This window comes from Methanosarcina baltica (assembly GCF_055394095.1).
This window is the reverse complement of record NZ_AP042463.1, coordinates 1,186,341-1,211,587: the sequence shown is the minus strand read 5'-3', so window position 1 is coordinate 1,211,587 and position 25,247 is coordinate 1,186,341. Positions and strand designations below refer to the sequence as shown.

Annotated in this window: 24 protein-coding genes; 8 read left to right on the top strand and 16 right to left on the bottom strand. The window is 44.4% G+C overall.

All coding sequences use genetic code 11. From position 1 onward, the window contains the following. The first annotated feature begins 17 nt into the window (after window positions 1–17). Both iscB (ACZ5QV_RS05280) and larC read left to right on the top strand, forming a co-directional pair. Window positions 18–1,238, top strand: a complete 1,221-nt coding sequence (gene iscB / locus ACZ5QV_RS05280; RefSeq protein ID WP_464601548.1) for an RNA-guided endonuclease IscB — start codon at window positions 18–20, stop codon at window positions 1,236–1,238. A 73-nt stretch (window positions 1,239–1,311) separates the two neighbouring features. After that, on the top strand, window positions 1,312–2,502 hold the full coding sequence (gene larC, locus ACZ5QV_RS05275; protein ID WP_464601547.1) for a nickel pincer cofactor biosynthesis protein LarC: 1,191 nt from the start codon (window positions 1,312–1,314) through the stop codon (window positions 2,500–2,502). A 367-nt stretch (window positions 2,503–2,869) separates the two neighbouring features. Here the strand turns inward: larC and asd are convergent, their stop codons facing one another. The 7 genes from asd to ACZ5QV_RS05240 all read right to left on the bottom strand — a co-directional run bounded on the left by asd (window position 2,870) and on the right by ACZ5QV_RS05240 (window position 8,593). After that, complete coding sequence (asd, locus tag ACZ5QV_RS05270) at window positions 2,870–3,898, bottom strand: aspartate-semialdehyde dehydrogenase (protein ID WP_464601546.1); 1,029 nt, start codon at window positions 3,896–3,898, stop codon at window positions 2,870–2,872. Window positions 3,899–4,081: 183 nt separating this feature from the next. Beyond that, entirely contained in the window at window positions 4,082–4,264 is a 183-nt protein-coding gene (locus tag ACZ5QV_RS05265) for an indolepyruvate ferredoxin oxidoreductase subunit alpha (protein ID WP_464601545.1), read from the bottom strand. A 216-nt stretch (window positions 4,265–4,480) separates the two neighbouring features. After that, window positions 4,481–4,963: a hypothetical protein gene (locus tag ACZ5QV_RS05260; protein ID WP_464601544.1), complete on the bottom strand. Its 483-nt coding sequence runs from the start codon at window positions 4,961–4,963 to the stop codon at window positions 4,481–4,483. 497 nt (window positions 4,964–5,460) lie between these two features. Next, the gene (gene iscB / locus ACZ5QV_RS05255) at window positions 5,461–6,288 is read right to left on the bottom strand and encodes an RNA-guided endonuclease IscB (protein WP_464601543.1); all 828 of its coding nucleotides are present in this window, start codon (window positions 6,286–6,288) and stop codon (window positions 5,461–5,463) included. 1,121 nt (window positions 6,289–7,409) lie between these two features. Continuing rightward, window positions 7,410–7,721, bottom strand: a complete 312-nt coding sequence (locus tag ACZ5QV_RS05250) for a hypothetical protein (protein ID WP_464601542.1) — start codon at window positions 7,719–7,721, stop codon at window positions 7,410–7,412. A gap of 65 nt (window positions 7,722–7,786) precedes the next feature. Continuing rightward, window positions 7,787–8,305 carry a hypothetical protein gene (locus ACZ5QV_RS05245; protein ID WP_464601541.1) on the bottom strand — a complete coding sequence of 173 codons (519 nt, stop codon included), beginning with the start codon at window positions 8,303–8,305 and terminating at the stop codon, window positions 7,787–7,789. 42 nt (window positions 8,306–8,347) lie between these two features. Then, complete coding sequence (locus ACZ5QV_RS05240; protein WP_464601540.1) at window positions 8,348–8,593, bottom strand: hypothetical protein; 246 nt, start codon at window positions 8,591–8,593, stop codon at window positions 8,348–8,350. 306 nt (window positions 8,594–8,899) lie between these two features. Between ACZ5QV_RS05240 and tnpC the strand changes: the two genes are divergently transcribed. Next, window positions 8,900–10,372: an IS66 family transposase gene (tnpC, locus tag ACZ5QV_RS05235; RefSeq protein ID WP_464599339.1), complete on the top strand. Its 1,473-nt coding sequence runs from the start codon at window positions 8,900–8,902 to the stop codon at window positions 10,370–10,372. A 452-nt stretch (window positions 10,373–10,824) separates the two neighbouring features. On the opposite strand, the gene ACZ5QV_RS05230 is transcribed toward tnpC, so the two are convergent. From ACZ5QV_RS05230 to ACZ5QV_RS05220, 3 genes are all read right to left on the bottom strand, one after another. Then, on the bottom strand, window positions 10,825–11,934 hold the full coding sequence (locus ACZ5QV_RS05230; protein WP_464601539.1) for a GTP-binding protein: 1,110 nt from the start codon (window positions 11,932–11,934) through the stop codon (window positions 10,825–10,827). A 145-nt stretch (window positions 11,935–12,079) separates the two neighbouring features. Continuing rightward, window positions 12,080–12,397, bottom strand: coding sequence for a winged helix-turn-helix domain-containing protein (locus ACZ5QV_RS05225; RefSeq protein WP_464601538.1), 318 nt, complete (start codon window positions 12,395–12,397; stop codon window positions 12,080–12,082). 115 nt (window positions 12,398–12,512) lie between these two features. Beyond that, window positions 12,513–12,938 carry a hypothetical protein gene (locus ACZ5QV_RS05220; RefSeq protein WP_464601537.1) on the bottom strand — a complete coding sequence of 142 codons (426 nt, stop codon included), beginning with the start codon at window positions 12,936–12,938 and terminating at the stop codon, window positions 12,513–12,515. 378 nt (window positions 12,939–13,316) lie between these two features. On the opposite strand from ACZ5QV_RS05220, the gene ACZ5QV_RS05215 reads away from it, so the two are divergent. Continuing rightward, window positions 13,317–14,330: a radical SAM protein gene (locus ACZ5QV_RS05215; RefSeq protein ID WP_464602037.1), complete on the top strand. Its 1,014-nt coding sequence runs from the start codon at window positions 13,317–13,319 to the stop codon at window positions 14,328–14,330. 167 nt (window positions 14,331–14,497) lie between these two features. Here ACZ5QV_RS05215 and ACZ5QV_RS05210 read toward each other — a convergent pair whose 3' ends face one another. The 6 genes from ACZ5QV_RS05210 to ACZ5QV_RS05185 form a co-directional block, all read right to left on the bottom strand. After that, window positions 14,498–15,292, bottom strand: coding sequence for a 2-amino-3,7-dideoxy-D-threo-hept-6-ulosonate synthase (locus ACZ5QV_RS05210; protein ID WP_464601536.1), 795 nt, complete (start codon window positions 15,290–15,292; stop codon window positions 14,498–14,500). A 141-nt stretch (window positions 15,293–15,433) separates the two neighbouring features. Next, on the bottom strand, window positions 15,434–16,480 hold the full coding sequence (locus tag ACZ5QV_RS05205) for an RNA-guided endonuclease InsQ/TnpB family protein (protein WP_464601535.1): 1,047 nt from the start codon (window positions 16,478–16,480) through the stop codon (window positions 15,434–15,436). Between the two features lie 171 nt (window positions 16,481–16,651). Further along, the gene (locus ACZ5QV_RS05200; RefSeq protein WP_464601534.1) at window positions 16,652–16,870 is read right to left on the bottom strand and encodes a hypothetical protein; all 219 of its coding nucleotides are present in this window, start codon (window positions 16,868–16,870) and stop codon (window positions 16,652–16,654) included. A gap of 383 nt (window positions 16,871–17,253) precedes the next feature. Then, window positions 17,254–17,772: a deoxyuridine 5'-triphosphate nucleotidohydrolase gene (locus ACZ5QV_RS05195; protein WP_464601533.1), complete on the bottom strand. Its 519-nt coding sequence runs from the start codon at window positions 17,770–17,772 to the stop codon at window positions 17,254–17,256. Window positions 17,773–18,363: 591 nt separating this feature from the next. After that, entirely contained in the window at window positions 18,364–19,158 is a 795-nt protein-coding gene (locus tag ACZ5QV_RS05190; protein ID WP_464601532.1) for a vWA domain-containing protein, read from the bottom strand. A gap of 221 nt (window positions 19,159–19,379) precedes the next feature. Beyond that, the gene (locus ACZ5QV_RS05185) at window positions 19,380–19,538 is read right to left on the bottom strand and encodes a CPBP family glutamic-type intramembrane protease (protein WP_464602036.1); all 159 of its coding nucleotides are present in this window, start codon (window positions 19,536–19,538) and stop codon (window positions 19,380–19,382) included. Between the two features lie 1,020 nt (window positions 19,539–20,558). On the opposite strand from ACZ5QV_RS05185, the gene ACZ5QV_RS05180 reads away from it, so the two are divergent. The 4 genes from ACZ5QV_RS05180 to ACZ5QV_RS05165 all read left to right on the top strand — a co-directional run bounded on the left by ACZ5QV_RS05180 (window position 20,559) and on the right by ACZ5QV_RS05165 (window position 25,214). Beyond that, window positions 20,559–22,577: a DUF2341 domain-containing protein gene (locus ACZ5QV_RS05180; RefSeq protein ID WP_464601531.1), complete on the top strand. Its 2,019-nt coding sequence runs from the start codon at window positions 20,559–20,561 to the stop codon at window positions 22,575–22,577. A gap of 310 nt (window positions 22,578–22,887) precedes the next feature. Next, complete coding sequence (locus ACZ5QV_RS05175; protein WP_464601530.1) at window positions 22,888–23,598, top strand: hypothetical protein; 711 nt, start codon at window positions 22,888–22,890, stop codon at window positions 23,596–23,598. Between the two features lie 210 nt (window positions 23,599–23,808). Beyond that, a complete protein-coding gene (locus tag ACZ5QV_RS05170; RefSeq protein WP_464602035.1) occupies window positions 23,809–24,456 on the top strand; it encodes a flavodoxin family protein in 648 nt (215 codons plus the stop codon). Window positions 24,457–24,665: 209 nt separating this feature from the next. Continuing rightward, on the top strand, window positions 24,666–25,214 hold the full coding sequence (locus ACZ5QV_RS05165; RefSeq protein ID WP_464601529.1) for a flavodoxin family protein: 549 nt from the start codon (window positions 24,666–24,668) through the stop codon (window positions 25,212–25,214). Window positions 25,215–25,247 lie beyond the last annotated feature (33 nt).

Sequence of the window (25,247 nt, the reverse complement as noted above, 5' to 3'; positions counted from 1 at the left end):
AAATGGAGGTGAACTCTATGTTAGTTTACATTAAAAACCAGAACGGAAAACCACTAATGCCCTGTAAACCTTCAAAGGCCAGAAAACTTTTGAGGGAAGGTAAGGCAAAGGTTTTGAGAACCACACCATTTACAATTAAAATGCTTTTCGGAAGTAGTGGGTACACTCAGCCCGTGATAACAGGCATAGACTCAGTCTCGAAAGTTGTTGGATGTGCTGCTATTGTTAACGGAAAAGTTGTGTACCAGTCGGAGATTCAGTTAAGACAGGATGTTTTTAAAAAGATGGATCAACGGAGGATGTACCGAAGAAACCGGAGAGGCCGGAAAACAAGGTACAGGCCCGCAAGGTTCAATAATAGGGCAGCTTCGAGGAAAGAAGGAAGGCTAGCCCCTTCAATCAGGAGTAAGCTGGAGTCCCATATCAGAGAAAAAAACTTTGTGGAATCCATCTTACCGGTTACGAAGTGGAAGGTCGAAACGGCTTCCTTTGACATTCACAAAATAACGAATCCGGAAGTTTCAGGTATTGAGTATCAGGAAGGTTCACTGAAGGATTTCTACAACGCCAGGGCTTTCGTACTGGACCGGGACGGGTACACATGCCAGCACTGCAAAGGTAAATCAAAGGATAAGCATTTGCAGTGTCATCACATCGTTTTCAGGTCTGATGGAGGCCCCGACACTCCGGAAAACCTTATTACCTTATGCAAAACCTGCCACCAGGCCCTCCATGCCGGAGAGTTTGAGTTAAAGAAAAAGCAATCAAAAACCAAACATGCAACCAACATGGGAATTATCAAAAGCCAGCTTAAAAAGTCAGACTGGGAGTTTGAAGAAAATTTTGGTTTTGAGACCAAGTTTAAGAGAGAACAATTTTTAAAGCTCCCTAAAACCCACTATAATGATGCTGTTGCTATCTGCTGCGAGGACGGGCAAACGGTAAAGCTGGATAATACGGTTTATCACAAAAAACATGTTTCTGCCGGGGACTACAAGCAGACAAATGGTGCTAGATCAGAAAAGAAGATTCCAACCGGTAAAATATACGGAATTAGAAAATTTGATCGTGTAAAAACAGTTAAAGAGGAAGGGTTTGTGAAGGGAAAAAGAGCCACCGGCTTCTTTGCCATTCAAGATATATTTGGCAATGTAATATCAAACAGTGTTAATGTAAAGAAAAACTGTACTCGCCTAAGTGCGAGAACTACAACTTTAATCCAGGCGGTGAATGTTTGAACGCATTCCTCCCCCACCTGCCAGTTCCGCCAAAGCCGGAACTGTCGAGGAAGGGGTCTCCTGCTGAGGTAAGATGAAAGCACTTGTGTTTAACCCCTTTTCAGGGGCTGCCGGGGACATGATCTTTGCGTGTGCCCTGGACCTCGGGGCCGACCGGCAGCAGATATGTGAACTGGTAGAAGCCGCCGTGGATGTTTCCGTGGACGTCCGGGAAGTAAAGAAAAAAGGGATTCGGGCCCTCGACGTCCGCATAGGGGTGCCTGAAAAGGAAAAGGCCCGACATTACCCCGAACTTGTGGACCTCATTAAGGCCGCAAAGCTGCCCGTCAGGGTTGAAAAAAGCGCCCTTGCGACCTTTGCTATCATGGCTGAGGCCGAGGCCAGGGTGCACGGGGTCTCCGACCTTGAGAGCCTGCACTTCCACGAGGTGGGCCAGAGTGATGCTCTTGCTGACGTCATAGGCTCCTCTGCGGCAATTCACGCCCTCGACTGTGAGGCAGTTTATTGCACTCCTATCAGCGTGGGAAGCGGCTCTGTGGAATGCGCCCACGGTACAGTGCCCGTGCCTGCTCCTGCGACTCTCGAAATCCTCCGGGCCGGAGGCCTGCACTTCAGGGGGAGTAACGTGAAAAAAGAACTCCTGACCCCGACCGGGGCAGCCCTCCTCACCAATTTTGCAACTCCCGTGGAAAGTTTTCCTCAGGGTAGAGTAGAGGCAATTGGGTACGGGGCGGGAGACGCCGAGCTTGACACCCCGAATGTGCTCCAGGGCCTGGTCTGTGAGCTTGAGGAGCAGCTTATTCAGGACCATATCGAGGTACTCGAGACCAATGCGGACGACGTCAGCGGGGAGGTCCTTGGAAACCTCTTTGAGGAACTGCTCGCCCTCGGGGCCAGAGACGTTGTAATCATTCCCGCAACCATGAAAAAAGGTCGGCCGGGCCACATCATCAAGGTCATAGCAAAACCCGAGGACAGTGCAAAACTTGCCCGAAAAATCATAATCGAGACCGGATCCCTGGGCATAAGGGTGGTCCCGACTCGCCACCGCCTGATGGCGGCCCGCAGGCTTGAGATGGTGAAAATCGAGGTAGGTGGCGAAAAGTTTGAGGCGGCCGTCAAGGTTGCCCGGGATACCGAAGGGATTTTGCTCAATATCTCGGCGGAATTCGAGGACTGCAAGCAGATTGCCAGAAAATGCGGCTTCCCGGTAAAAGAGGTTATGAGAAGGGTCGAAGAAGAGGGAAGGGGCCGGTTTTCCTGATATTTTGGGTGAACAGGAATAATTTCTATACTCATACAGGTTTGGTTTTCAGAATTATGTTGGGGTGTTGCCTTGCATTTTGATGCAAAAATTCAGAATTGTGTTTTTGCGTAAGGTGGTGTTTGGTGTGTGCATTCAAACCACGGAACACACGGAATACACGGAAAAAGACGGCAGGAAGACGCCTTGAATGTTGTTCTGGTGTTGTTTAGTCCTCTTGAGCTCGCGCAGCGAGTGAAAAGGACACCGTGCTGTTGCACTTGCAGTGCAACTCCCAGGAAATCTTCGATTTCCTGTGATCCCGAAGCGAAACTCGGGTGTCAAAGGGACGAAAAAATAGACGAAAAAAAGGGAAGAAAAGGAAAACTCAAAGTTTTCCCATTGAGTGCAGGAGTTCGGCGTTCAGGACACTTGCCCCGGCCGCCCCGCGGATGGTGTTGTGGCCCATTGCGATATAGCGGATTCCTTCCCTTATCCGGCCAACTGAGATGCTCATGCCTTTGCCCATGTTGCGGTCAAGGCGGGGCTGGGGCCTGTTCTCCTCGTCCCTTACGATCAGGGCCCTTTCAGGCTCCGAGGGGAGGTTTCCGAGTTGCGGGTCGAAGTTGAGGAAAGCTTCCCTTACCTCTTCTGGAGTCGGGGCATCCCGCATGGAGGCCCAGATGGCTTCCGTGTGCCCGTCAATTACCGGGACCCTGTTGCAGGAGGCGCTGATCTTTATGTTTGCGGGCGTTATTTCTGCCCCGTCGAATTCACCCAGGAGTTTCAGGGGTTCGGTTTCCATTTTCTGTTCTTCGTTCCCGATGTAGGGGATTACGTTGTCGAAGATTTCCATTCCTGAAACTCCCCTGAAACCGCCTCCGGAAATGGCCTGCATTGTGGCGACCTGGATAGATTCAAGCCCGAATTGCATGAGGGGTTTAAGGGTGGGGGTCATGACGATTGTGGAGCAGTTAGGGTTGGTGATTATATAGCCGTCCCAGCCCCGGTTGTCCTGCTGGACCTCGATCAGGTCAAGGTGTTCGGGGTTGACCTCGGGGATTATCAGGGGCACGTCTTTTTCCATCCTGTAAGCTGAGGCATTGCTTGCGACCGCAAACCCGGCCTTTGCAAATGCCGGCTCAACACCCAGAGCCAGGTCGGCAGGAAGAGCCGAAAAGACCACGTCCGCGTCCACCTTTTCCGGGTCAACCGGAACCACTTCAAGCTCGGCCACACTTTCAGGAAGGGGAGTGTCAAGCCTCCAGTCCACTGCTTTTTTATATGTTTTTCCGGCACTTCTCTCAGATGCCGCAAGGCTTGTGAGTTCGAACCAGGGATGATTTGCCAGAGCTTCTACAAACCGTTGCCCTACAGCGCCGGTTGCGCCTAAGATTCCCGCTTTTACTGCTTCCATCTAAAAAAAACCTCCGAAAGGAAAAGAAAATTAATGATAATAATAAGAATGAGAATGAGTAAGGAAAAGATGGAATAAAAACTTTATCTCAGACAGCAGAAGTGGTCCCCTTCCTTGACAGTTTCGGATTTGTCGGAAATGGCAGGAAGGGGTAGTTGATTCCACTTGCTCTGTTTCGAATGTTTACTCTACTACTTTGATTGCTTCGTTCGGGCATGCTTCTTCACATGCACCGCATTCCACACATTCTTCCTGATCGACTACTGCGAGGCCTGCTTCTTCATTTAATGTAATTGCTTCATTTGGACATTCATCTACACAGGTTCCACAGCCGGAACATGCATCTGCATCGACTATTGCTGGCATATTTGTTCACACTCCTTTATTTTATTCGATACGTGTCTGGAAATTGAAAATGTTTTTGAAGAATTTCCGTATTAATATCGAAAATATATACATAACGGCATTGATCGAATAAACATAAAAACTTATCGTTTTTTAGTAAAAAGACACTTCCAAATATATCAAATATCTGTAGTAAAAAATGATAATGTATTTGAATATGCTCAATCCCACAAAAATTCAGGCAGGGAGCCCGGTTGCTTTAGCGCCGGGAGGAATGCCGCACTTCTCTGTCGAATATTCATAACCATCTGTCCTCTGTAATACTTTGAAGTATCTTTTATTAATTGAGATCCTTTTCCCCTCTTTGTTTTTGATGTCGAAACTACCCGATTTTCTACAAGCAACGGAACCAAACCATGTCCCTTTGTACTTGCCTTTGGGTACAACCGCCTTGACTGTATCGCCAGTTTGAAAACCAAAAAAGGTTTTTTGCCTGGGAAGGTATGAACGAGGAAAGCCGTACTTATCAAGGTTTGTTCTTTTATACTGCCCTCTTCCTTTTGCTTTGATATGCAGGACGTTGTTTGTTGCAAAATTGATTTTTTCTGGAGTGGATTCTCCTACACAAATAGCATCGAAATGATGATCTTTTGGCAGCTCTGCCCTGATTCTGTTCATTTTTGTCCTTGCACCCGTGCCGCATTCTACTGGAAGGCCCATTTTAGGAATGAGTCAAATATAATATCAAGTATTTTTGTTGACAAGAATGATTATTTAGGGAAATGGAACTATACTTACTCAGTTTTATCGTTTGAAGTTCTCGATCAAAAATCACTAGCTAGAGGACTTTCAACCACGGAAAACACGAAAGGACACGGAAACCGGCCTGCGGCCGGTGAGTAAGTTGGATCTTTATGCAATAGGATTCAAAAAATACCCTGGATTCCCCGAATTCCGCTTCGGGATCACAGGAAATCGAAGATTTCCTGGGAGTTGCACTGCAAGTGCAACAGCACGGTGTCCGTTTCGCTCGCTTTGCGAGCTCAAGCAGACTGAAAAATGCTGGAAAAACCGTAATTGCCGTCTTCCTGCCTTCTTTTTCCGTGTGTTCCGTGTGTTCCGTGGTTTGAATGCACACACACCAAATACCCCCTCACACAAAACACAACATGTATGAGTATGAAGCAACTCCCAAAATAAAACATGAAGTTATATTTTCACCATTCCTTAGTCAATGCCTCGAAAACTTTCCATCTGGTAGCTGTTACAATCGCAGCATCTTTAAGCGGCTTTTTAACCAGGTTATATACTTCTGGATGCCCAAACTCTTCTGCAGTTTGACTTCCTTTTTTCTGGTTGCATTCTCTACAAGCCAATGTTAAATTGGAGACTCTATTTGAGCCCCCTCTTATTTTAGGAATAATGTGCTCAATTTCTAAAGGAACGTTTTCAGCTCCACAGTAAACACATTTTCTACCGAATTTTTCAAGCAGGTATTCTCTTATCTCATACCCTTGCAGCTCTCCCTGTTGGTACTCGATTCCACTTATCTCAGGGTTTTGCATGAGTTGAGTATCAAACTTGCAGTTTTCATAGGAAATGTGTGTCAATGGGCAGAGTTTCCTGAGCCTTTCGACCCAATTTTCAATGTTATCTACACGGCTTTGCAGGGATGGAGGCAGCCAGCTTTCCCGCCTTTTCCGGTTCAGAAACCTCGGTTTTCGATAACGGGTGTTTCGATTTCGCCGTGTTCTCCGCATTGATCTTCTGCTATCCATATTCTTTTTTATGCTTGTTTTGTGGTGCAACTGTGCAACCCAGACAACATTTGAGCCTTTCAGAATAGCAAGACCCGTGTGACGGCTTCCGTAATCTATTTTCAGTCTAAAAGCCGAATTGTCCTTAGACTCTTTCAGCTCTTTGAGTCGAATTGTAAAGGGATATTTTTTGTGAATAACCGCTTTTCCCGCTTTAAGCAGTTTTCTTGCAACTGCTTCATGGCAGGGACTTAACGGCTCTTTGTTTTTGTTAAGTATAAATATCATGCTGGATTTTTCCTCTCTGCGCTGGAAACGAATTTCCATAGCAGGTAACGCAGTTTTTGAAACTGTCTCCCCTCGCCAATGTTGGAAACGCTTGTCATGCGTAGCACACCGTCCCTACCTCTCAGGACTTTTAATACTACACGATAGAGCTGCAAACTGAGGAAGCATTAACAGGTATCAGTCGGCTAAGTCGGAGGGATTACTCCCTCTTTCTCGCCTAAGAACTGTACGTGAGACTTTCACCTCATACAGCTCAAGCATCTCTTAACCCGTTAGGGCAGCAGTTATTTGGTTAATAACTGCTTTCGTAAGTCATGACTTGCAGCCTATTAACATGTGTTTTGTTTGTAAGCTTCTCGCGGATTGATTTCTCGATCAGCGTATTTGAATGACTTACATTCATAGGTCATACCTTCATTCTTACGTTTTGATACCACGGAGTAAGTCTGCATCCTTTTGGATTAGGGCAAATTTTGAACCCCTATACAGTTCATTACAAATTGTCATTCGCTTTCTACTCCTTTCCTTTACCCTCTATGTCATTGTCATCCTTTGCAGGATTCCTACCCCGAGGGGAACATATAGGGCTTACCAAGTTCTATAAAATGAATAATTGTGAATACCTTAGAAGCCATCTTTAAACCGAAAATCATATGTCCATTTCCCAATAAGTATGTCAAGCCTTATTGGTCTGATTTCATTACCATTTTGGTTCAAGCGTATCAATCTAATTTCGCTTGTTGTTGGTCACGATTCTTACAATGGTTCACATTACGTTCTTCTTAGAATTCTTATCCTAACAGATGGTTTAGATTAGATTTCTAAACTTCTCCATATTGTCATATGAGCTTCACACCTTGACGTTACCATCAACGCATGTCATAGTAGGATTATCCCAAATGGAAGGGATAGCGTTACCGCAATTCATATTATAGCTTTCTTGTCGCACTGACATTTCCAACGTAGTCAATTAAGACTTAGGCTGGTCAACCAGGGCTTATACAAGCCCCAATGCTTCAGCGTGGGGTAGTTGACTTTCTATGACAGAATTAGTTTTATCCGCTGGCGGCATTTTTGATTTTCAGAGCCTGGGACAGAGCTCTCTTCTTCTCGCCTGTCTGTTAAATTCTGATTCCTGACTCATGTACTGTAATTCCCTGATCCGTCAGGTGGTATTTTCCTTCTTTGAGCTTAAGGAAACCTTCCTTGAGTAAAAGGGCCATGTGGTACCTGTACATGAAGTCATCAAGGCCTGATTTATCTTTTAATTCTTCTTTGTCTATGCCGGTAAAACCTACAATTCTTACAAGTTTTCTCCTCTCAGAACTCAGGGCAACCTTTCCCGCCATGACGTGGTTCTTTTTAATAGCTTCAGCTTCACCCGGATTTTGCTCGGAAGCTATGTAGACATCGAGTTCGTCTTCTTCTTGCATATAATTGCTCCATTTATTCATTAATATAGTTAATATAATATCGATTTTTTTAGTCTCATCTGTCCTCATTTTTTGTCTGTTCTTTTTCCCAAGCAGAATTCCCTTTTCAAAAACTTAGGGAATGGTGAAAATATAACTTCATGTTTTATTTTGGGAGTTGCTTCATACTCATACATGTTGTGTTTTTGTGTAAGGGGGTGTTTGGTGTGTGTGCATTCAAACCACGGAAGACACGGAAAAGCACGGAAAAAGAATGCAGGAAGACGATAATTACAGTTTCTCTGGCATTTTTTAGTCCTCTTGAGGGGGCGTAGCGAGCGAAACGAACCTCGTGCTGTTGCGATTTCATCGCAACTCCCAGGAAATCTATGATTTCCTGTGATCCCAAAACGGAACTCGGGGAAGACGGCAATGAATGTTGCTCTGGCGTTTTTTAGTCCGCTTTCAAGAATCCAGAGTTGTTTTTGAATCAAATTATATAAAGGTCCAAAATACTCACCGGCCATCAGGTCGGTTGTCAGGTAAGTTGGGAGGATTGCTCCTCCTTTCTCCCCTAAGAACCGTACGTGAAAGTTTTCCTTCATACGGCTCAAGCGTTTTCAAACCCTTTCTGTATCGGGCATCAGTTATTTATCCATAACTGATTTTGTGATTTCGGATAACAGCTCATTAACATGACTGTCTGTAAGCCTCTCACCTATTGGTGTCTTTGAGTATCTTACATTAGTGAGTTTGTTTCCGTTTTCACAAGAAAACACCTTCAGTAAGTCTGCATCCTTTTGGATTGAGGCAAAGTTTGAACCTCTATTCAGTCCATTACAGATTGACATTCGCTTTTTACTGATTCCTTTACCCTCTATGTCATCGTACATCCTTGCGGATTTCCTACCCTTTAAGGGAACATATAGGGCTTACCAAGTTCTATATCACAAATAATTATGGATTCCTTAGGAGCCATCTATAAGCCGAGAACCGTTTGTCCATTCCCAGTAGCGTCACGGAAGCCACTACCGTCTGATTCCATACCTTTTGGTTCAAGCGCAGTCCAGTTTCGCTTGTTGGAAATCACGACTCTTACAATGATTCACAGTAACTATTCAGCCATACTTTGAACAAAGGCAATTTTTCCTCGTTTCGAGGAAAAATTGCATATAAAATAACTCTATCTCTTCAGTATCATGCTTACACGTGAAGAGATTCTTGAAATCTATGAAGAAGGCCCTGAAGCAGTCGTTGCTGTAATTCAGAGACTTGAGACTATCATAGAGAAACAGGCTTCTCAAATTGCTGAACTTGAGGAACGTGTAAGGGTTTTAGAGGCTCGTCTAAATCAAAACAGCCAAAACAGCAGTAAACCTCCTTCTACTGACGTTTTTGTGAATGAAAAACCTAAACCTAAGAGTAGCCGCACAAGAAGTGGGAAAAAACCTGGTGGTCAAAAAGGTCATTCTGGAAGTACTTTCGAAATGGTTGGGGATCCTGACCATATAATATTTCATTCCCCTCACTGCTGTGAAAATTGTGGTCATGATCTTGAAGATACTGAAGTTCGGGACTGTGAACGCAGGCAAGAAGCTGATATTCCTCCTGTGAACATCATATTTACCGAACATCGTGCTGAGTCCAAGAAATGCCCTCACTGTGGGAAAATAAACAAAGGTACTTTTCCAGACTCTATAAAATTCCCTATTCAATATGGACCTCGCCTTTTATCCTCTCTTGTATATTTAAGGAACTTTCAATTGATTCCTTATAAACGGATTTGTGATTTGTCAGAGGACTTTTATGGAATACGTATCAGCCCTGCTACCATAAAAAGAGCTGAAAAGGAATTATTCCAGAAATTGGAACCTTTCGAAAAAGCTGTTTTCGAACATCTACGGGTAGCCTATTCTGTACATTGTGATGAAACAGGAATGAGGGTTTTAGGGACAAAATGGTGGCTCCATGTTGTTTCAAACAGTCTGTGGACATACTATTTTGTACATCCAAAAAGAGGATCAGAGGCAATGAATGCTTTGGGTTTTCTTCCAGAATACAAGGGGGTAGTAGTTCATGATGGTTGGGCATCATACAACAAATATGGATGTGAACATGCTCTCTGCAATGCTCATCTTAAGAGGGACCTCACTGGAGTTGAAGAGAATTTTGAGCAGCAATGGGCTAAAAAAGTAAATGAACTTCTGAGTGAAGTAAAAAAATATACCGACGAATGCAGAGAAATGGAAATTCCAATAGATCCAATAAAAGTCAGGGCATTCGAGGAAATATACGATAAAATAATTAAAGAGGGAATTGAAGAAAATCCACCTCCTGACCTCTCAAAACAGGTTAAAAAAAGAGGAAGACCAGCACAAACAAAAGCAAAGAATCTCCTTGATAGGTTCATAAAATACAAGGATAGGATTCTGAAATTCCTCAATGACCTGAGAGTTCCATTTGATAATAATCAAGCAGAGCGAGACATCAGAATGATGAAGCTACAACAGAAGATTTCGGGAACTTTCCGAAGCATCGAAGGAGCGGTAGCTTTCTGCAGAATTCGGGGATACATATCCACTATTAGAAAGAATAGCTTGAATGTCATGGATGCTATTCGAGCGGCGCTCAATGGAGCGCCGCTATTATCCGATAGTTGCAACATTAGCTGAAACTATGCTTTTTTTATCAGTAGGCTGAATAGTTACGATTCACATTACATTCTCCATAGAACCCTTACCCTAGCAAATATTATGAATTGGACTTTCAGAGGTCTTCACATTGTCCCAAGAGCTTTGCACCCCGCCATTACTAGCGACGCACATCCTGGTAGGGTTACCCCAAATGGAGGGGGTAGCGTTTCCGCAATTCATGATATAACTTCTTGTCGCACTCCGTGTCTTTCCGTGCTTTTCCGTGGTTAAGGAATGGTAAACAAAAATACTTGATATTATATTTGACTCATTCCTAAGCCTCCGGCAAAGGGTTCAGGGGGGAGTAGTTAACGTTTTTCCCCGAACCTTTGCTCTTCTGGGGGCAGAAGCACTGAAAGATCCTGTTTTACGGGTGGTTGGATTCAGAGCTAAAAAAATTTCCAGGTCTTGAGGCAATTGACGAAATCAGGTTAATGTTTATGATTTTCATTTTCATGATTTTCATTTTCATGGTGTTCATGCCTATGATGCTCATGTTCATGATGCTCATGTTCATGATGTTCATGCCCATGCTCCATTTTTTCAAAACTTATCCCGGCTTCCCCGAGTTTTTCCGCAACGGAGTTGTCAACTATTCGGACAAGTTCGGCTTTCGGGACCTTTGTGACTGCCGAGAGCAATTTCAATTCAGAGCAGTCGCATTGTCTGTCCCGGATCAGTTCCACAAGGGGAAATTCATCCGCAGAGGTCACGCTGGCTTTTACCATTGTTTTCGGGAATTTAAGGGAAAGTTTTACATGCCCTATGAATTTCGGGTTTATTTCCCTCCCCCGGTCCCGGATGGTTTTAAGTATCCCTTCGGCAAGGCCCATGAGGTCGTTAGGGTCGAGTTTTTTTTCGGAAAGGGCCAGGTGGATTGAATGGGTGTTGACCTCTGACATTTCAATTGAATTTTTGTCCCCTGTGCCGAATATCTCTCTTCCCTCGCTTGCCAGGTGGTCAATCAGGCTTTCAAACTGCTCGTCTCCGATTCTTGCCGAAAACTTGAGGATCTTTGCCTCAGGGTTTATTTCCCTCAGGTTTTTCTCGGTCGCAAGGACTTTTTCCTCATCCGTTACGTCCACCTTGTTTATGCAGACGATCTCGGCTTCTTTGATCTGGGTCTCGATAAACCTCGGGATCTCGTTAATCTCGGTACTGAAACGCCCGGGGTCCACAAGGGTCACCACAGGGGCAAAGGAAAGCTCCGGCAGGTCCATAATCGCTATTTCCTCTTTTATCTGCCTGGGAAAAGCGATTCCTGTCGGTTCTATAACAAGAATATCAGGATCGAACTCTTCTTTCATATTCTGTAGGGTGTACTGCATACTGATCCTCAACGTACAGCAGATACAGCCGCTGGTAAGCTCTTCCGTAACGATTCCCGTATCCGAAATCGCGTCCCCGTCAAGCCCGATTTCTCCAATCTCGTTTACGATGATCGCAACCTTTTTGCCGGCTTCGCTCAGGTGTCTGCCCAGTTTCAGGATCGTGGTGGTCTTCCCGCTTCCGAGAAAACCCCCTATGATGATGATTCTCATATTTTTTCCTATCCTCATTGGTATGATTAAGTGAGAATACGAGAATATCTCAGGATATATAATAATTGATGGAATAATTATTGGCAGTACTCTGCAGAGCGCCTTTTGTCAGATTGTGGTCCACCTGCGGCCTGGACCCTGGCAATCAGAGTTTCGGGAGCACGCTCAGCCCTATTTCCGTAAGCCTGTAGATGCCGTCCTCGTCCTGGAATATAAAATCCGCGTTCATGAGAATGCCCGTATGGAAATCTAAGACAGCGTTGTCAATCTCGGTTATTTCCAGAAGTTCTTCTCTGCTTTTCCCGAGGAAACAGATACTTTTAATAATTTCCCTGCGGGTGGGGTTGGATGCCGCATTAAAGGTCCTTTCACATTTTTCCTGTAAGAGCTCTTCTTCGCTTTTCACCTGTGAATCAAGGAAGATATCCATTTCATCCATTTCATTTTCTTTTATTTCATCCATTTTCAATACTTCCTAAACGTGACTATTTATTATATTTTAATAAATTGGTCGGGTCTTTATATCACGATTTTGATTTTTTTTTCCAGACTGTTTTTTCTTTCAGGGTCTTTTCCTTTCAATAGAGTTTCAGGTCGTTGATTATTACGGAATACTCTTCCGAAACCTCCTTGATGGTTTTTTCCATTTCCTTCAGGCCCTCTATCTCCCCGGCAAGGATTTTTGATTTGTAGTTTTCCAGATAGTTTATATACTTCCTGACTTCCGCAGGCAGGGCCCCTTTTGAAATCCAGTTGTAGGATTTCATTAACAGCTCCAGTACCTTTATATCCTCATCAAGGAAGCCTGTGAGTTTTTTGTAGTTTGTCCCCTCTGTTCCTCCGGAGACTTCCAGATGGAATATAGGGTTGGTCACGGCCACTCCAAGTCGCCTCAAAAAGTCGTCTACATCATCAGGATTTATCTCGGTGTCGTCCTGTATTGATGCATACCATGCGATTACCGTTTCAAAAACATCCCATTCCATTTCTTCAGTTTTTTCCATGCCTGAATATTCTTGCCAGATATGTTATATATTTTTGTATATGTTTCTGGATTCGTCTGAGAACCGAAACTTCCACACAATCTAAATTATAAAAACGATAAAAATTATATACTTCCAGCTTGTGAGTTCTTCAGGCAGTATCAACAGTTTTTCCCTCAGGTTTCCCGGAAGCATCAGGTTTTTCGGGTTTTCCTGATTCATCAGGCTTTCCGACTTTCCAGTTTACCGATTTTCTGGTTTACCGATTTTCCGAGATATTCAGATTTTCCCTCGCTTTTCTGAGAACTTATTATGGAAACAGAAGCGGCCAGGAAAAATACTGCCAGAAAAATTGCTTCCAGAAAAATTGCTTCCAGAAAAATAAAACAGGTCTATCTCATGCAATCCAGAATTATAACAGCCGAAATAAAAGCTCTGCTGATTTCCATTGGCACGGTTTCCGTGGACCCTTCCCTTATCCCCCGGGCGCTTGGCTCCACAGCCGGGCCGGGAGCAGGTACAAGTTCGGTTTTCTTCCGGGCCGGGTCCCGGAGGGTCAGGCTGAGTATCAACCAGGCTTCTCCCCTCTCAATAGAAAAGGTGGAGGAGGACAAAACGGACGGAATGGACGGAACGGTCGCAATCCTGAAAGACGGAGAGGTCCTTGCTCGTGGAACCCTTGAGCCTGCTCTCGCCCACTGTCCGGAACAGGCCTTTATCACCCTCTGCGAAAGGTGTATCTTTAACTGCAAGTACTGCCCGGTTCCCAAACTCCGGGGCGACGTTAAAACGGACCGGAAGGTCCTGGAAATCGTTGAAGCGGTTGCAGAAGCCGGAAACCTTAAAGCCATCTCCCTGACCTCCGGGGTCGATGAGTCCGTGGAAGGAGAGGTCGAGCGTGTCCTGAAACTGCTCCCCGAACTCAGGAAATACGGCGTTCCTATAGGGATATCAGTCTATCCCACGGAAGGCTGTTCCCGGAAATTTTTCGAGGAAGGGGTCTCCGAGGTCAAGTACAATGTGGAGACAATGGACCCCGAAATCTTCAAAAATGTCTGTGGAGACCTCTCTCAGGCCTATATCCTTGACAAACTTGAAGAAGCCGTGGGAATTTTCGGGAAAAACCGGGTATTTTCTAACTTCATAATCGGCCTTGGAGAAACGGATTCCTGTGTCAAGGCAGGGGTTGAGGCTCTGGCAAAAAGAGGGGTTATCCCCATCCTGCGCCCCATAAATCCCCATCCCCTGAGACTTGGGGACTGTTTCATGGAAAGACCAGGCCCGGAGCGCCTGCTCAGGCTTGCTAAAATGGAAAAAGAGGTCCTGGAAAAATACGGCCTGCGCCCCGACCTTGCCCGGAGCATGTGCCTCAGCTGCGGGGGCTGTGACCTGGTGCCCTTTGTGGACCTTTAAGTCCTGAGGCACCTTTTTTATCTTAAGGATGGATAATTCCACACCCCCTCCCATTTCCACTGGAAACTATATATTTAAAAAAATGTTATGGGTTTTTACCCATAATTTCTTACTGATTTTACTGATTTTAGTGATTTTACTGATTTTTTTCGGGCTCTTCCTGCCCCTTATTTGCTTTCCAGTGCTTCCTCTACACTCATTCCGTGGTGTGCGATCTTTGAAATCCTGCGGACAAGGCCCACCGGATCTTTTGCCTGGAAGACGTTTCTTCCGATAGCAACCCCTTTTCCTCCGGCTTCAAGGGAACCCTGGATCATTTCCAGCAGGTCCCGCTCGGAGTTTACCTTGGGGCCACCTGCGATGATTACCGGCACAGGGCATCCATCTACAACTTCTTTGAAAGTGTCCGGGCTGCCCGTGTAGTTAGTCTTTATGATGTCGGCTCCGAGTTCGGCCCCGATCCTTGCCGCGTGCTTTACGACATCCACGTCGTATTCCGAAGCAACCTTCTTGCCTCTCGGGTACATCATGGCAAGGAGAGGCATTCCCCACTCATCACACTTTCTTGCGGTTTGTCCCAGGTCCTGAAGCATTTCGAACTCGTCTTCTGCCCCTATGTTGATATGGACGGACACCCCGTCGGCTCCAACCTTAAGGGCCTCTTCCGGAGCGGTGACAAGCACCTTGTGGTTCGGGTCCATAGCAAGAGAGGTCGAGGCCGAAAGGTGGATGATAAGCCCGACATCGTGCCCATAGCCCCGGTGCCCGTGCTTGGCAAGGCCCATGTGCCCGAGTACGGCGTTTGCTCCGCCTTCGGCTACTTTGTTTACTGCATTCTGGAGGTTTTCAAGCCCTTTAATGGGGCCAGCACCTACGCCGTGGTCCATGGGGATAATGATCGCGTTTCCCGTGTTCCGGTCGAAAATCCTTTCCATCCTGATAGATTTCCCGATACTGTTCATACGCTGCCTATATTATGGTTTTATATTATATATTTTATCTATAAATTTTGACATCATCTGTCATTTGTTTGTATTTACAATACCTTTTTGGTATTTTCTCTCGTATCTATGTATTTATGCTATGAAAAGTCCTAATTAGTATCACCAACTATTATGAATTTGTGATATAAACTGTTCTTTGTATAGTGGATTAACACTAACAGGGTGAAGCACAACACCCTCTATCCCCTCTGCAAAGGCATTAGGGATTGCTTTTCTAATCATATTATATGCTGCATTGACATCAGCGTTAAGAAGAACTCCCGTGGCACTTCGGAAAAGCCCTCTTTTGACCCGTTTTCCGAGATATTCTTCATGGTGTTCCATTAGCTCATTATCAAGGAAAGAGCATTTGCTTGTATAGGACTCTTCGATCCGTGCAACCGAAATTCCAACCTCTCCAGCCTTGTACTCGACCATTGAAATAAAGGTACTGTGAGGGATCTGAGCAAAATTCTGATTATTTTTCTTGCCCATGTTGGTTTTCTGTTTCCAGAAAGGGTTGCTTCCGATAATGATATTCTCCACGTTCATTTCCAGAGCATAGTTGACTATTGCCCTGCTCAGTTTGTGGAGTACGTCTTTAATCCGTGAGTTTCGTTTATGGGTAAGTACTTCTACACCCTTTCCGGTCTTTATCCCATGTTTCTCATAAGTGCTCTGGAGCTTTGCTTTCTGCTTGTTGTAAAACTGGTTTACTGACTTGGCAACCCCGCCCTTAACAATAATTGGGTTTTCTCCAAAATTGTTTGCAATAGTTGCAAGGTTGACAACTCCAAGATCAATTCCCAGGACTCGACCGGAAGTAAGATGTATGGGATCTTCGATTTCTTTTTCAAAAACAATTTCACAGGTGTATCCTGCGTGTTTTGGAATGATCCTGACTTCTCTCAAATTAGTATCATCAGGAAGTCTTGTCTGGATGGATAACGGAACTACTTTGGGAAACTTGAGCACCCCGTCTTTGATCCTGACCTGTTGATTTGTAAAAATTAACAGGTATTCCCCGTTTTTTTCCAGGTACTTTGGAGGCTTTGGTTTGCCTGTGAAAAGTTCAGGATTCTTTTTGTAAGATTTTAAAGCTTCGAAAAAAGATTTCCAGTTACGGTCAAGTACTTTCAGATTCTGGTAACTATTCAGCCTAGGCAAAACAACATCAATAGCCATCTTTAGTAAGATTCAATGGGCAAATTTCAGCATATGCCTTTTCTTTAATTGTTGGCGGCTGATTGTGTTATTTCATTTTATCTCAGTTAGTAATAAGACATATCTAATGCGTCAAAATCAATATCAATAGCCTTATTTTGGTAGGCTGAATAGTTACAGATTCTGTTGAGCAGATTTAGCAGGAAGCTCTTTGTAAGGCTCAGAGGCCTTCACAAGCCCATAAAGTTTATTGTACCTGATCCATTTTCCTTTATTGAAGAACTCCTGTCTGATAATATAATCAGAGAAATTGTACAGGTTTTTGGACTTATGGCACAAATCCCCTATTTCCCTGGAATGAAACTGGATTTGCTCAACACGTTTAATTATCAATTTGGCTCGACCTCGATTTCTAATCTTTCTTCTTTTCTTTTACTTTAATGCTTCATGGAATAGCAATGGAGCATTGAAATTATTTCGTCAAATATTTCTGATGCTTAGTGCCCGCAACGAAATAACCTATGCAATTTAGCATTCATTGCAATTTTGATAGTCTTCCTTGATCTTGAAAATCAATACATTCAATAGAAATTATGCATAGGTTATTCAGTGACGAGTCCTTAATGTATTTCTTGATACCTTTAGCAGATTGAGCACTTTTTTTGCATTTATGGTGGATATTATATAATAAAATCTGGATACTAATTATATCTATTGGGTGCTTTTACGTACTATACGGCTTTCGGGAGTTCAGGAAAATAGCCCCGGTCTCGCTTTCAGGGTTCCGTGTTTTCGTTCTGGTAGACTCCAGAGTAACCGTTTTCCACTTCACTGTCCAGGGTATAGAAAAGGAGTTGCATGATGCGGGCATTTTTCTTGAGCCTGAAGCCCTCGGGGTTGTAGACTACAAGCATGGACTCACTCCGCCCCCTGTACCCGGCATCCCAGACAGCGGTTTCCAGGGTGGTCCCGCAGCGGATCAGGGTGGACCGGGGTCTCGCCGTAGCTGCAAGATTTTTAGGGATGTTTACGATTTCATTAAAGAGAACCTTGTATATCCCTTTCGGAAGGTGGACCCAGCCTTCTGCATCGAAATCCAGGGGTTTGCTCTCCGGAAGAACTCGTTCGGAATTGTCAAAGTCCACGGCTCCGGCCCCTTCGATTGTCCTCACCTCCTTCAGGGTCATCTCAAGCCCGTTTGGCTGGATTTGGGTGTTGATGTCAACAGCGTTTTCAAGCAGGGGGGGATTTCCCTGCGCCAGTTTTTTAAGTTCCTTACTTGATAAAAGAGCCATAAACATCCGTAACTGTGGGCGGGTTTATTACGTTTTCGATGAAACATACCCTATTAAGGAATGGTAAAAATATAACTTCAAATTTTCAGTTAGGGAATTGCCCTATACTCATACAGGTTGTGTTTTTGTTGGTGGAGATGCAGCAATTCCCGGTTTGGATAAAAACGCAATTGTGAGATGGTTAAATTATTTAACATTTCGCAATATTATTATTACACTGTCAGCCTTTACAAAATACGTATCATAAGGAACGTTTTGAATATTGACTGCAAAGAATGAAAGGGATTATTATGCAAAACTCTTTAAGCATATACATGAGGTGGATACGGACTAAAAAAAATGCACATTTTGTAAAAAGGCGGCGTATGAATAATTGTGAAAAAAAGTATATCCATCTAAATACTTTTATTCGCTTTTCTCCGGGCGGCGGGCTGGTCTGGCAGTTGGAAAAACTGGCCTTCATTTGTCTGCCTGGATCCGGGAGACCAAAACACTGGCTCCTTTTTTCTTCCTGGATCCAACAGGCAAAACCCCAGCCTGCTTTTTCTTATTGGGGGGGAAAGGCCCCCGTTCCCCTCTTATATATTGTTATTATGCAATACTTTTCTCAGCGATCACAACGGCAGTTGGCAACAAACCGTTTTGTATAGCCGGAATGTAGATTTCGTCATATGAGACCTCTTCTACAGGTTCGTATTCAATCATGATTGAATCGAGTACATCCTCGACCTTTGCATCATCCAAAACCTCGGAATATGCTTTGCCCGTGTAGTCAAGGATAGCTATGTTGTTCAAAGTAGCCCATTTATCGACCTGTGCATAGTCGTAGCCTCCTATCCAGGGTTCGGGGTTATGGCCCGGAGCATCTCCATAGATGCAGATCATCTTATAAGCACCTGGTCTCCATCCATAGTTATTAGCATAGCTGGGATTCTTATTTCCGTCGTTCATGGCATTAACAAGCGCTGTGTTAACGGATTCCTGCCAATCATATCCACCGTAACAGCTTAAGCCGTCGATGGTGCTCAAAACAGTGCGGGAGTCACTTGTTGCGGGAAGCCGCAGATTGTATACGAAGTCCTTATTAGGCATACCCCACGGGGTTTTCGGGAAGTCCCTATATTCAGCTACAGATGCCTGGCAGCTAAACCCAATGTTATTGAAAAACTTCATTATGTTGCCTGCATGATCCTGAATTCTGGCTAAGTCTTGGCTTCCCATACTCCCCGTTGTGTCTACCAGGATGACCATATCGACCATGGGTACGAATTCTTTATCAACCGGAACTTCGTCCGGCGCTTCCGTTGCGGCTGAAGCAACGCTTGCGGTTGCGATCAGTAACACAAATAATATTCCTACCAATTTCATATATGAATATTTGTTCATCTGTTCACCTTGTGTATTTGATATGTCTTATTAATTGCAGACTGTTATCTAAAAAAAATACACAGTTACCACAAAACCTATAAACTACATAATGTTTTTCAAGGTAAATATTAAAATACTGTTTTGTGGATTATTATTGATATTGTTTTTTCCAGAGACACTTTGCGACCAGGGGGCAAAGAAACCCGGCCTGTTTTTTCTATCTGGAAGCCTCAGTCACGTTAAATGGGGTATATTCCAAAAAGAAACACGTTTACAGAGCCGTGGATCAGCACGACCAGAGGAAGGCTTTTCGTTTGCTGGAATATAAACTCGATAATGGATCCGACAAAACCAGTGTATAGTATTTCATATAGTGTACCGTAGCCCGAGTGCATCAACCCAAAGAGAAGAGATGAGATTAGCAACCCCGTGTATAATCCAAAAACTTGCTCCAGCCTGTTTTAAATAATCGACCTGAAAATAAGTTCCTCTATCAGTCCAACACAAAAAACCATCACAAGGTAAGCTCAATCTATTTAGATTCGGTTAAGGATTTAGTTTACCCTAAATTGACTACTCGTGTTTTAACTGCATCTCGATTTCCAATTTTATAGTTGATGGAAATTACGATAAAAATAACACGTTCATAACAATTCGTATCTTAACCGAAGACAAATGCAGTCCATTCTACTTCTAGTGCCTAATATGGCGTTTTTTACTGCAGAGTGGTAGATATATTGTAGTGGAACCGTAGTATTGTAGTGGAACCGCAGTACAACAACTACTCGGCGTAACAAAAACGATAGCTTGAAGAAGGATTCTCAGTTGAAAATTGGCTTTCCAAACTCAACATTTCCAACCCCATAATGACGCCATAGATTCAAAACCACGGAAAGTCACGGAAAAGCACGGAAAAATAATGCAGGAAGACGCTAATTACGGTTGCTCTGGAGTTTTGTTCACTTTTCCTAAATAAGGTTTATAATCCGCTTGAGCGGAGCGAAACGGATCCCGTGCTGTTGCACTTGCAGTGCAACTCCCAGGAAATCTTCGATTTCCTGTGATCCCGAAGCGGAACTCGGGTATTTAAAGAACCGGCATACTCCCCGGCCATCAGGCCGGTTTCCGTGTCTTTCTGTGCTTTTCTGTGGTTAAGGAATGGTAAACAAAAATAATTAATATTATATTTGACTCATTCCTAAGCTTTTGGTGAACCTGATCCCTGGTTTTTCAGCAATCTACCTTTGGGGTCCGGAACCCCGACAACGATAAAGATAACTATTTTATTGTGTTTAATAATAGCAAATATTTATTTTTGTTGAGAAAGTATATTAATCAGATATTTTGACCATTCTAATGTTTTTTAATTTTAATAAATAAAGAGGGATTTTAACATGAGGGTTAAGACGATTTTATGTATGTCTGTATTTACGCTCTTGCTTTGCGCTCTGGGCACAGGCCCGGCTCTGGCTGAGACAGAGAATAACTGGACTTTTTCCGAGGAAATTATTGCAAGGGAAAACTCCGGAAATAACCTTACCTTTTATCCGGTCCTCATCACGCTTGGGTCTTCCAACTTCAATTTTTCCGAGGCCGAGCCAGACGGGTCTGATATCCGCTTCTTAATGAGTGGGAGATATCTTGATTACTGGATAAAGGAATGGGACTCTGAGGCAAAAATTGCTGAAGTATGGGTTAGAATTCCTTTTCTTTATGCAAATGCGGATACGAAGATTCAGATGAAATACGGGAACCCTGAAGCCGAATCCGAGAGTGACGGAAAGGCCGTTTTTGATTTTTTCGATGACTTCGATGGGAACTCCCTGAGCAGTTTCAACTGGAAATCGGAAGATGCGGGGGAAGGGTTCGTTGAGGTGAAAAACGGGGTATGCAGGCTTACAGCTCCCAGGATTCATCCGCAGGACTTTGCCCTGATCTATTCCAAGGACTCTTTTGATATTAATTCTGTTTTTGAGGTAAAGCGGATGAAGGTAACTACCGGGGAGGATGAAAGAGGCCCGGTGCAGCGTCAGGGTTTCATTGACCAGCTGGACAACACTAAAAACAAAATCTGGCACGAGACCGAACTTGCCAATGAAAGCAAGGTACGCTGGGAAGTGGTTGCGAAAAAGGACCGTTTCCGTTCTTTTGACCTTACGGATGTCAGGGTCTCTGAAGGGGAATGGTATGAATCTGCCATTGCCTGGTATGAAGAAGACGACTCCCGTAAGGTGGCCTGGTTTAAAAACGGAGTCAGGGTCCCTGCAATGGACTATAACTCAATCGAGTTTGTGCCCTTCCAGGCCATGCATGTCTATCTTTATGCTGCCTCTTATTCCGACGCTTCGGAAAACACGGGTTATATGGCTGTGGACTATGCCCTGGTCCGCAAGTTCGTAAGTGAAGAGCCAACTATCTGGGTAGGGGAAGTCCCCTCTGAAGTAGAAACTGCCGGGCTTGAAGAGGCGGAACCTGTCGAAAGTTCAGACTCCAAACCTTCTGATTCCGCGGTTTACAGTCCTTCCGCTGAAGCTAATGAGAGTCTGACAGAAGCAGATGGGGCCGTTTCCGGGAGCTCCCTGGCTTCGCTCAGCCTGGACTTTTCAGGAATAAGGTTTTCTTCTCTTGATGGCTTTGAGCTTCCCGCCCTGGCAGAGGACCTAAAGGCGACAGGAGCCAATGTTATTTTCTTGAATGTTGACCCGGAAAACATATGGCAGTATGAACGCTTTGTGAAATCCGTTCATACGGAAAACCTGATGGTTTATGCTGTCCTTCTTGAAGACCCTGAATGTAACGCCAGTGAGGATACGGCGGTTTCCCTTGCAGCTGTGAATGCGGTCCTTGACTACAACCAGAAGTCTCTTGCAGGTTTTGACGGGATTTGCATTTATGTGGAACCTTCTCCTGATCCTGAATCCGAGGAAGGGTGTATGGATTACGTGGCTTTGCTTGAAGCCGTAAATAAAGACCTTTCCGGAGATCTTCCCCTGTCTGCAAGCCTGCCTCCCCGCTATGCCGTTTCAAAGGTTCGTGAATTGTCTCCATTCCTTGATTTCTTTGTGCTGAGGGCCTATAGTGATACGGAGGAAAGGTTGAATGTCCTCCCCCTGATTGTTGATGCCGTTGCCCCCATGATGGGGGAAATCAGGGGCATGGGTTCTAAAGGTGTTGTGGAAATTGAAGTGGAAGGGGCTTTTAATGATAAAAAAGAGGTGAATGAGGTATTTTCTTCCCTGGCTGCCTATTACTCCGAGGACACGGCTTTCCTGGGCCTCTCGGTTTCCGATTATGCAGCGTATTCCGCCCTGCCTGCCGAAGCAGAGGAAGAGGTCCCTGAACCCACAGAGCCCAAATCCTCCATTCCTGGTTTTGGGATTGGCTTTGCGCTGCTCGGGCTGGAAATTTTGTCTTTGCTCGGGGTAAAAAAGAAGTGAGAGACTACCTTTCGTAGAGTCTTCTTCTTTTCTTTTCTTTTTTTCTTCTCTTCCTTTTTTTATTTTTCCCCAATATTTTACATTTTTTCCAAATATTAAATTATATAATCTATGACTATAAATGTTATTGTGGGATTTTTGGTTCCGGAATTTCTGACGAATCCGGATACTGATCGGGAATTTGACACCCGGGAAAATTGTTATTTTTTGGCCATTGGGGGCAGGCCAGTGGATCAGTTTTCCTTTTCAGGGTTTTGTTCCATGGGCCTTAATCTCATGGCCAATACGTTTTCATTAATAGGGGGAATCTATGTTGATCAATTATCGAAAACTTGTATTTTTGGTGCTAAGCCTGCAGCTCTTCTTTGCGTTTGCGGCGTGTGGGCTGGCCTCAGCTGAAGAACTAGAGGAGACTGAAGAGACCTCTTCTATACCTTCTCTTCCACTTACTCTGCAGGGGAGCCTGACTGTCAATGGTGAACAGATCTCCGAAGGTTCGGAGATTATGGCTTATTACAAAGGGAACCCTGTCGGGAAATATACGGTTGAAACTGAAGGGAAGCTTGACATTTTACTGAACCTGGCTCCGAATGATTATATAGATTTTGAGAATGTTGAATTCTCTATCAATGGGGCTGAAGCTGAACTTGGATTTCAGGAATCCGACCTGAAAGCTATTAAAAATGCGGAGGGAATTTCAGGCCCGGTTATAAAGGTCGATACCCTCAATTCCATTGTTTCTTCATCCAGTTCTGATGGGTCAGGCAATTCTAAAGATGCTAATGAATCCACGGCCATGGTCGCAAGCAATGATTCTTCGGAGGATGCAAAGTCTGCTGAGGTTCTCGAAGATGGTGAAAATGGAGAAGACGCCGTCGTCCAGGATGAGTCTGCAAAAACCGGAGTGGACACAAAAGGAGATGTAGACTACACGGGTAAACAGCCGGTTTTCTGGGTGGTACTGGCTATAACCGCAATTCTGGGGGCAATTCTGATAATGAGAAAGAAGCTTGTTGAGTGAACTGGCAAGCACATCTAAATGTTCTCGTATTTCGGTTCTGCTCTTGCAGGGGGAAGACAGCTGGCTTTATAATTTTTTTCACTATCTCCATTTTTTTATTTCGCACCCCCTTTTCTTCCGGTACTTTCGTTTTTTTCGGGGGCTAATGGTAACTTATTTCCAGAGGTTTTAAACCCAGACTATTTTGTTATTTTTTGAGTGAATTCTTATATATACTCCTGTATCCTTTCTTTTAATATTGTTTATACTGTTAATCACAGGAACGGGGGGTTTTTTATTAAAGTTCTTGGATTGGTTGGTAGTCCTAACTCTGATGGCAATACCGCAAAGCTTGTAAAAGAAATTCTTACGGGGGCTTCCGATAGGGGAGCCGAGACCAGACTCTATAACCTTGCAGCTCTGGATATCAAAGGCTGTGACGCCTGTTACCGCTGTCAGGCTGATGGAAAATGCGCAGTTGAAGATGATATGCAGCAGTTGTATAAGGAAATTCAGGATTCCGACGCGCTTGTTCTGGGAACGCCTGTTTATATGTGGCAGATGACCGCGCAGACCAAACTTTTTGTGGACCGATTGACGGCTTTTGTGAATCCTGATTTCTCAAGCCGGCTTGGGAAGGACAAAAAGCTCATTCTCGCATTTACCCAGGGAAATTCCGATCCGGGCTCCTTCAAGCCCTATTTTGAATATACGGCGGGCCTTTTTTATTTCCTGGGCTTTGACGTCCGGGATACGATCATTGCGCCGGGAACCGACCATTCCGGAATCTCAGACCAGCCGGAAGTGCTTGTAAAGGCAAGGGACCTTGGGAGGGAACTGGGGGTGGGCTGTGTAGAGGCCGCCTGTAATGCTCTGTAAATTGAGAACTCTGTAAAACCTTACATTTTATCTTTTTTCACTTTGTTTTTTTGACACCATTTTCTTCTAAAAATCAGGTTTTCCCATACACAACACACAGAATTTTCTGGAACAGTTTGATTTCAGGGGGAATTATTTATTAGGATCAGCTTCTTTTCCTTACTGAAGTTTCACTCCCCATTCAGGGGATCTCATCAGGAGGATCATATATGAAAGTTTTAGGATTAACCGGAAGCCCCAGAGAGAACGGAAATACTGAAAAGCTTGTTAAGGAAATCCTTGCCGGAGCTGAAGAAAACGGAGCCGAGACAAAGGTCATCAATCTTGCAAAACTGGAAATCAAACCCTGCAAGGCCTGTTATACCTGCAAGGAAGAGGGTATATGCGTAATCGATGATGAGATGCAGCCCCTCTACGACGAAATCCAGGCCGCTGATGCCATTGTGATTGGCTCTCCTATCTACATGTGGGAAATCACGGCTCAGACCAAACTCTTCGTGGACCGCCTCATGCCCTTCATCAAGCCTGACTTCACAACCCGTTTAAACGGCAGCAAGAAGCTTGTCCTTGCTTTCTCCCAGGGCAACCCTGACCCCGTTTCCTTCAAGCCTTACTTCGAGTACATGGAAAAGCTCTTCGGCTTCCTGCATTTCGACGTCCAGGGAAGCATTGTAGCGGCCGGAAACCGTGAAAAAGACGACATTCTCCAGCAGGTTGAAGTGTTGAAAAAGGCAAAAGAAATTGGGAACAAGCTTTAAATAGTTCTTTCCTGTTTATAGGTCGGGGGATCT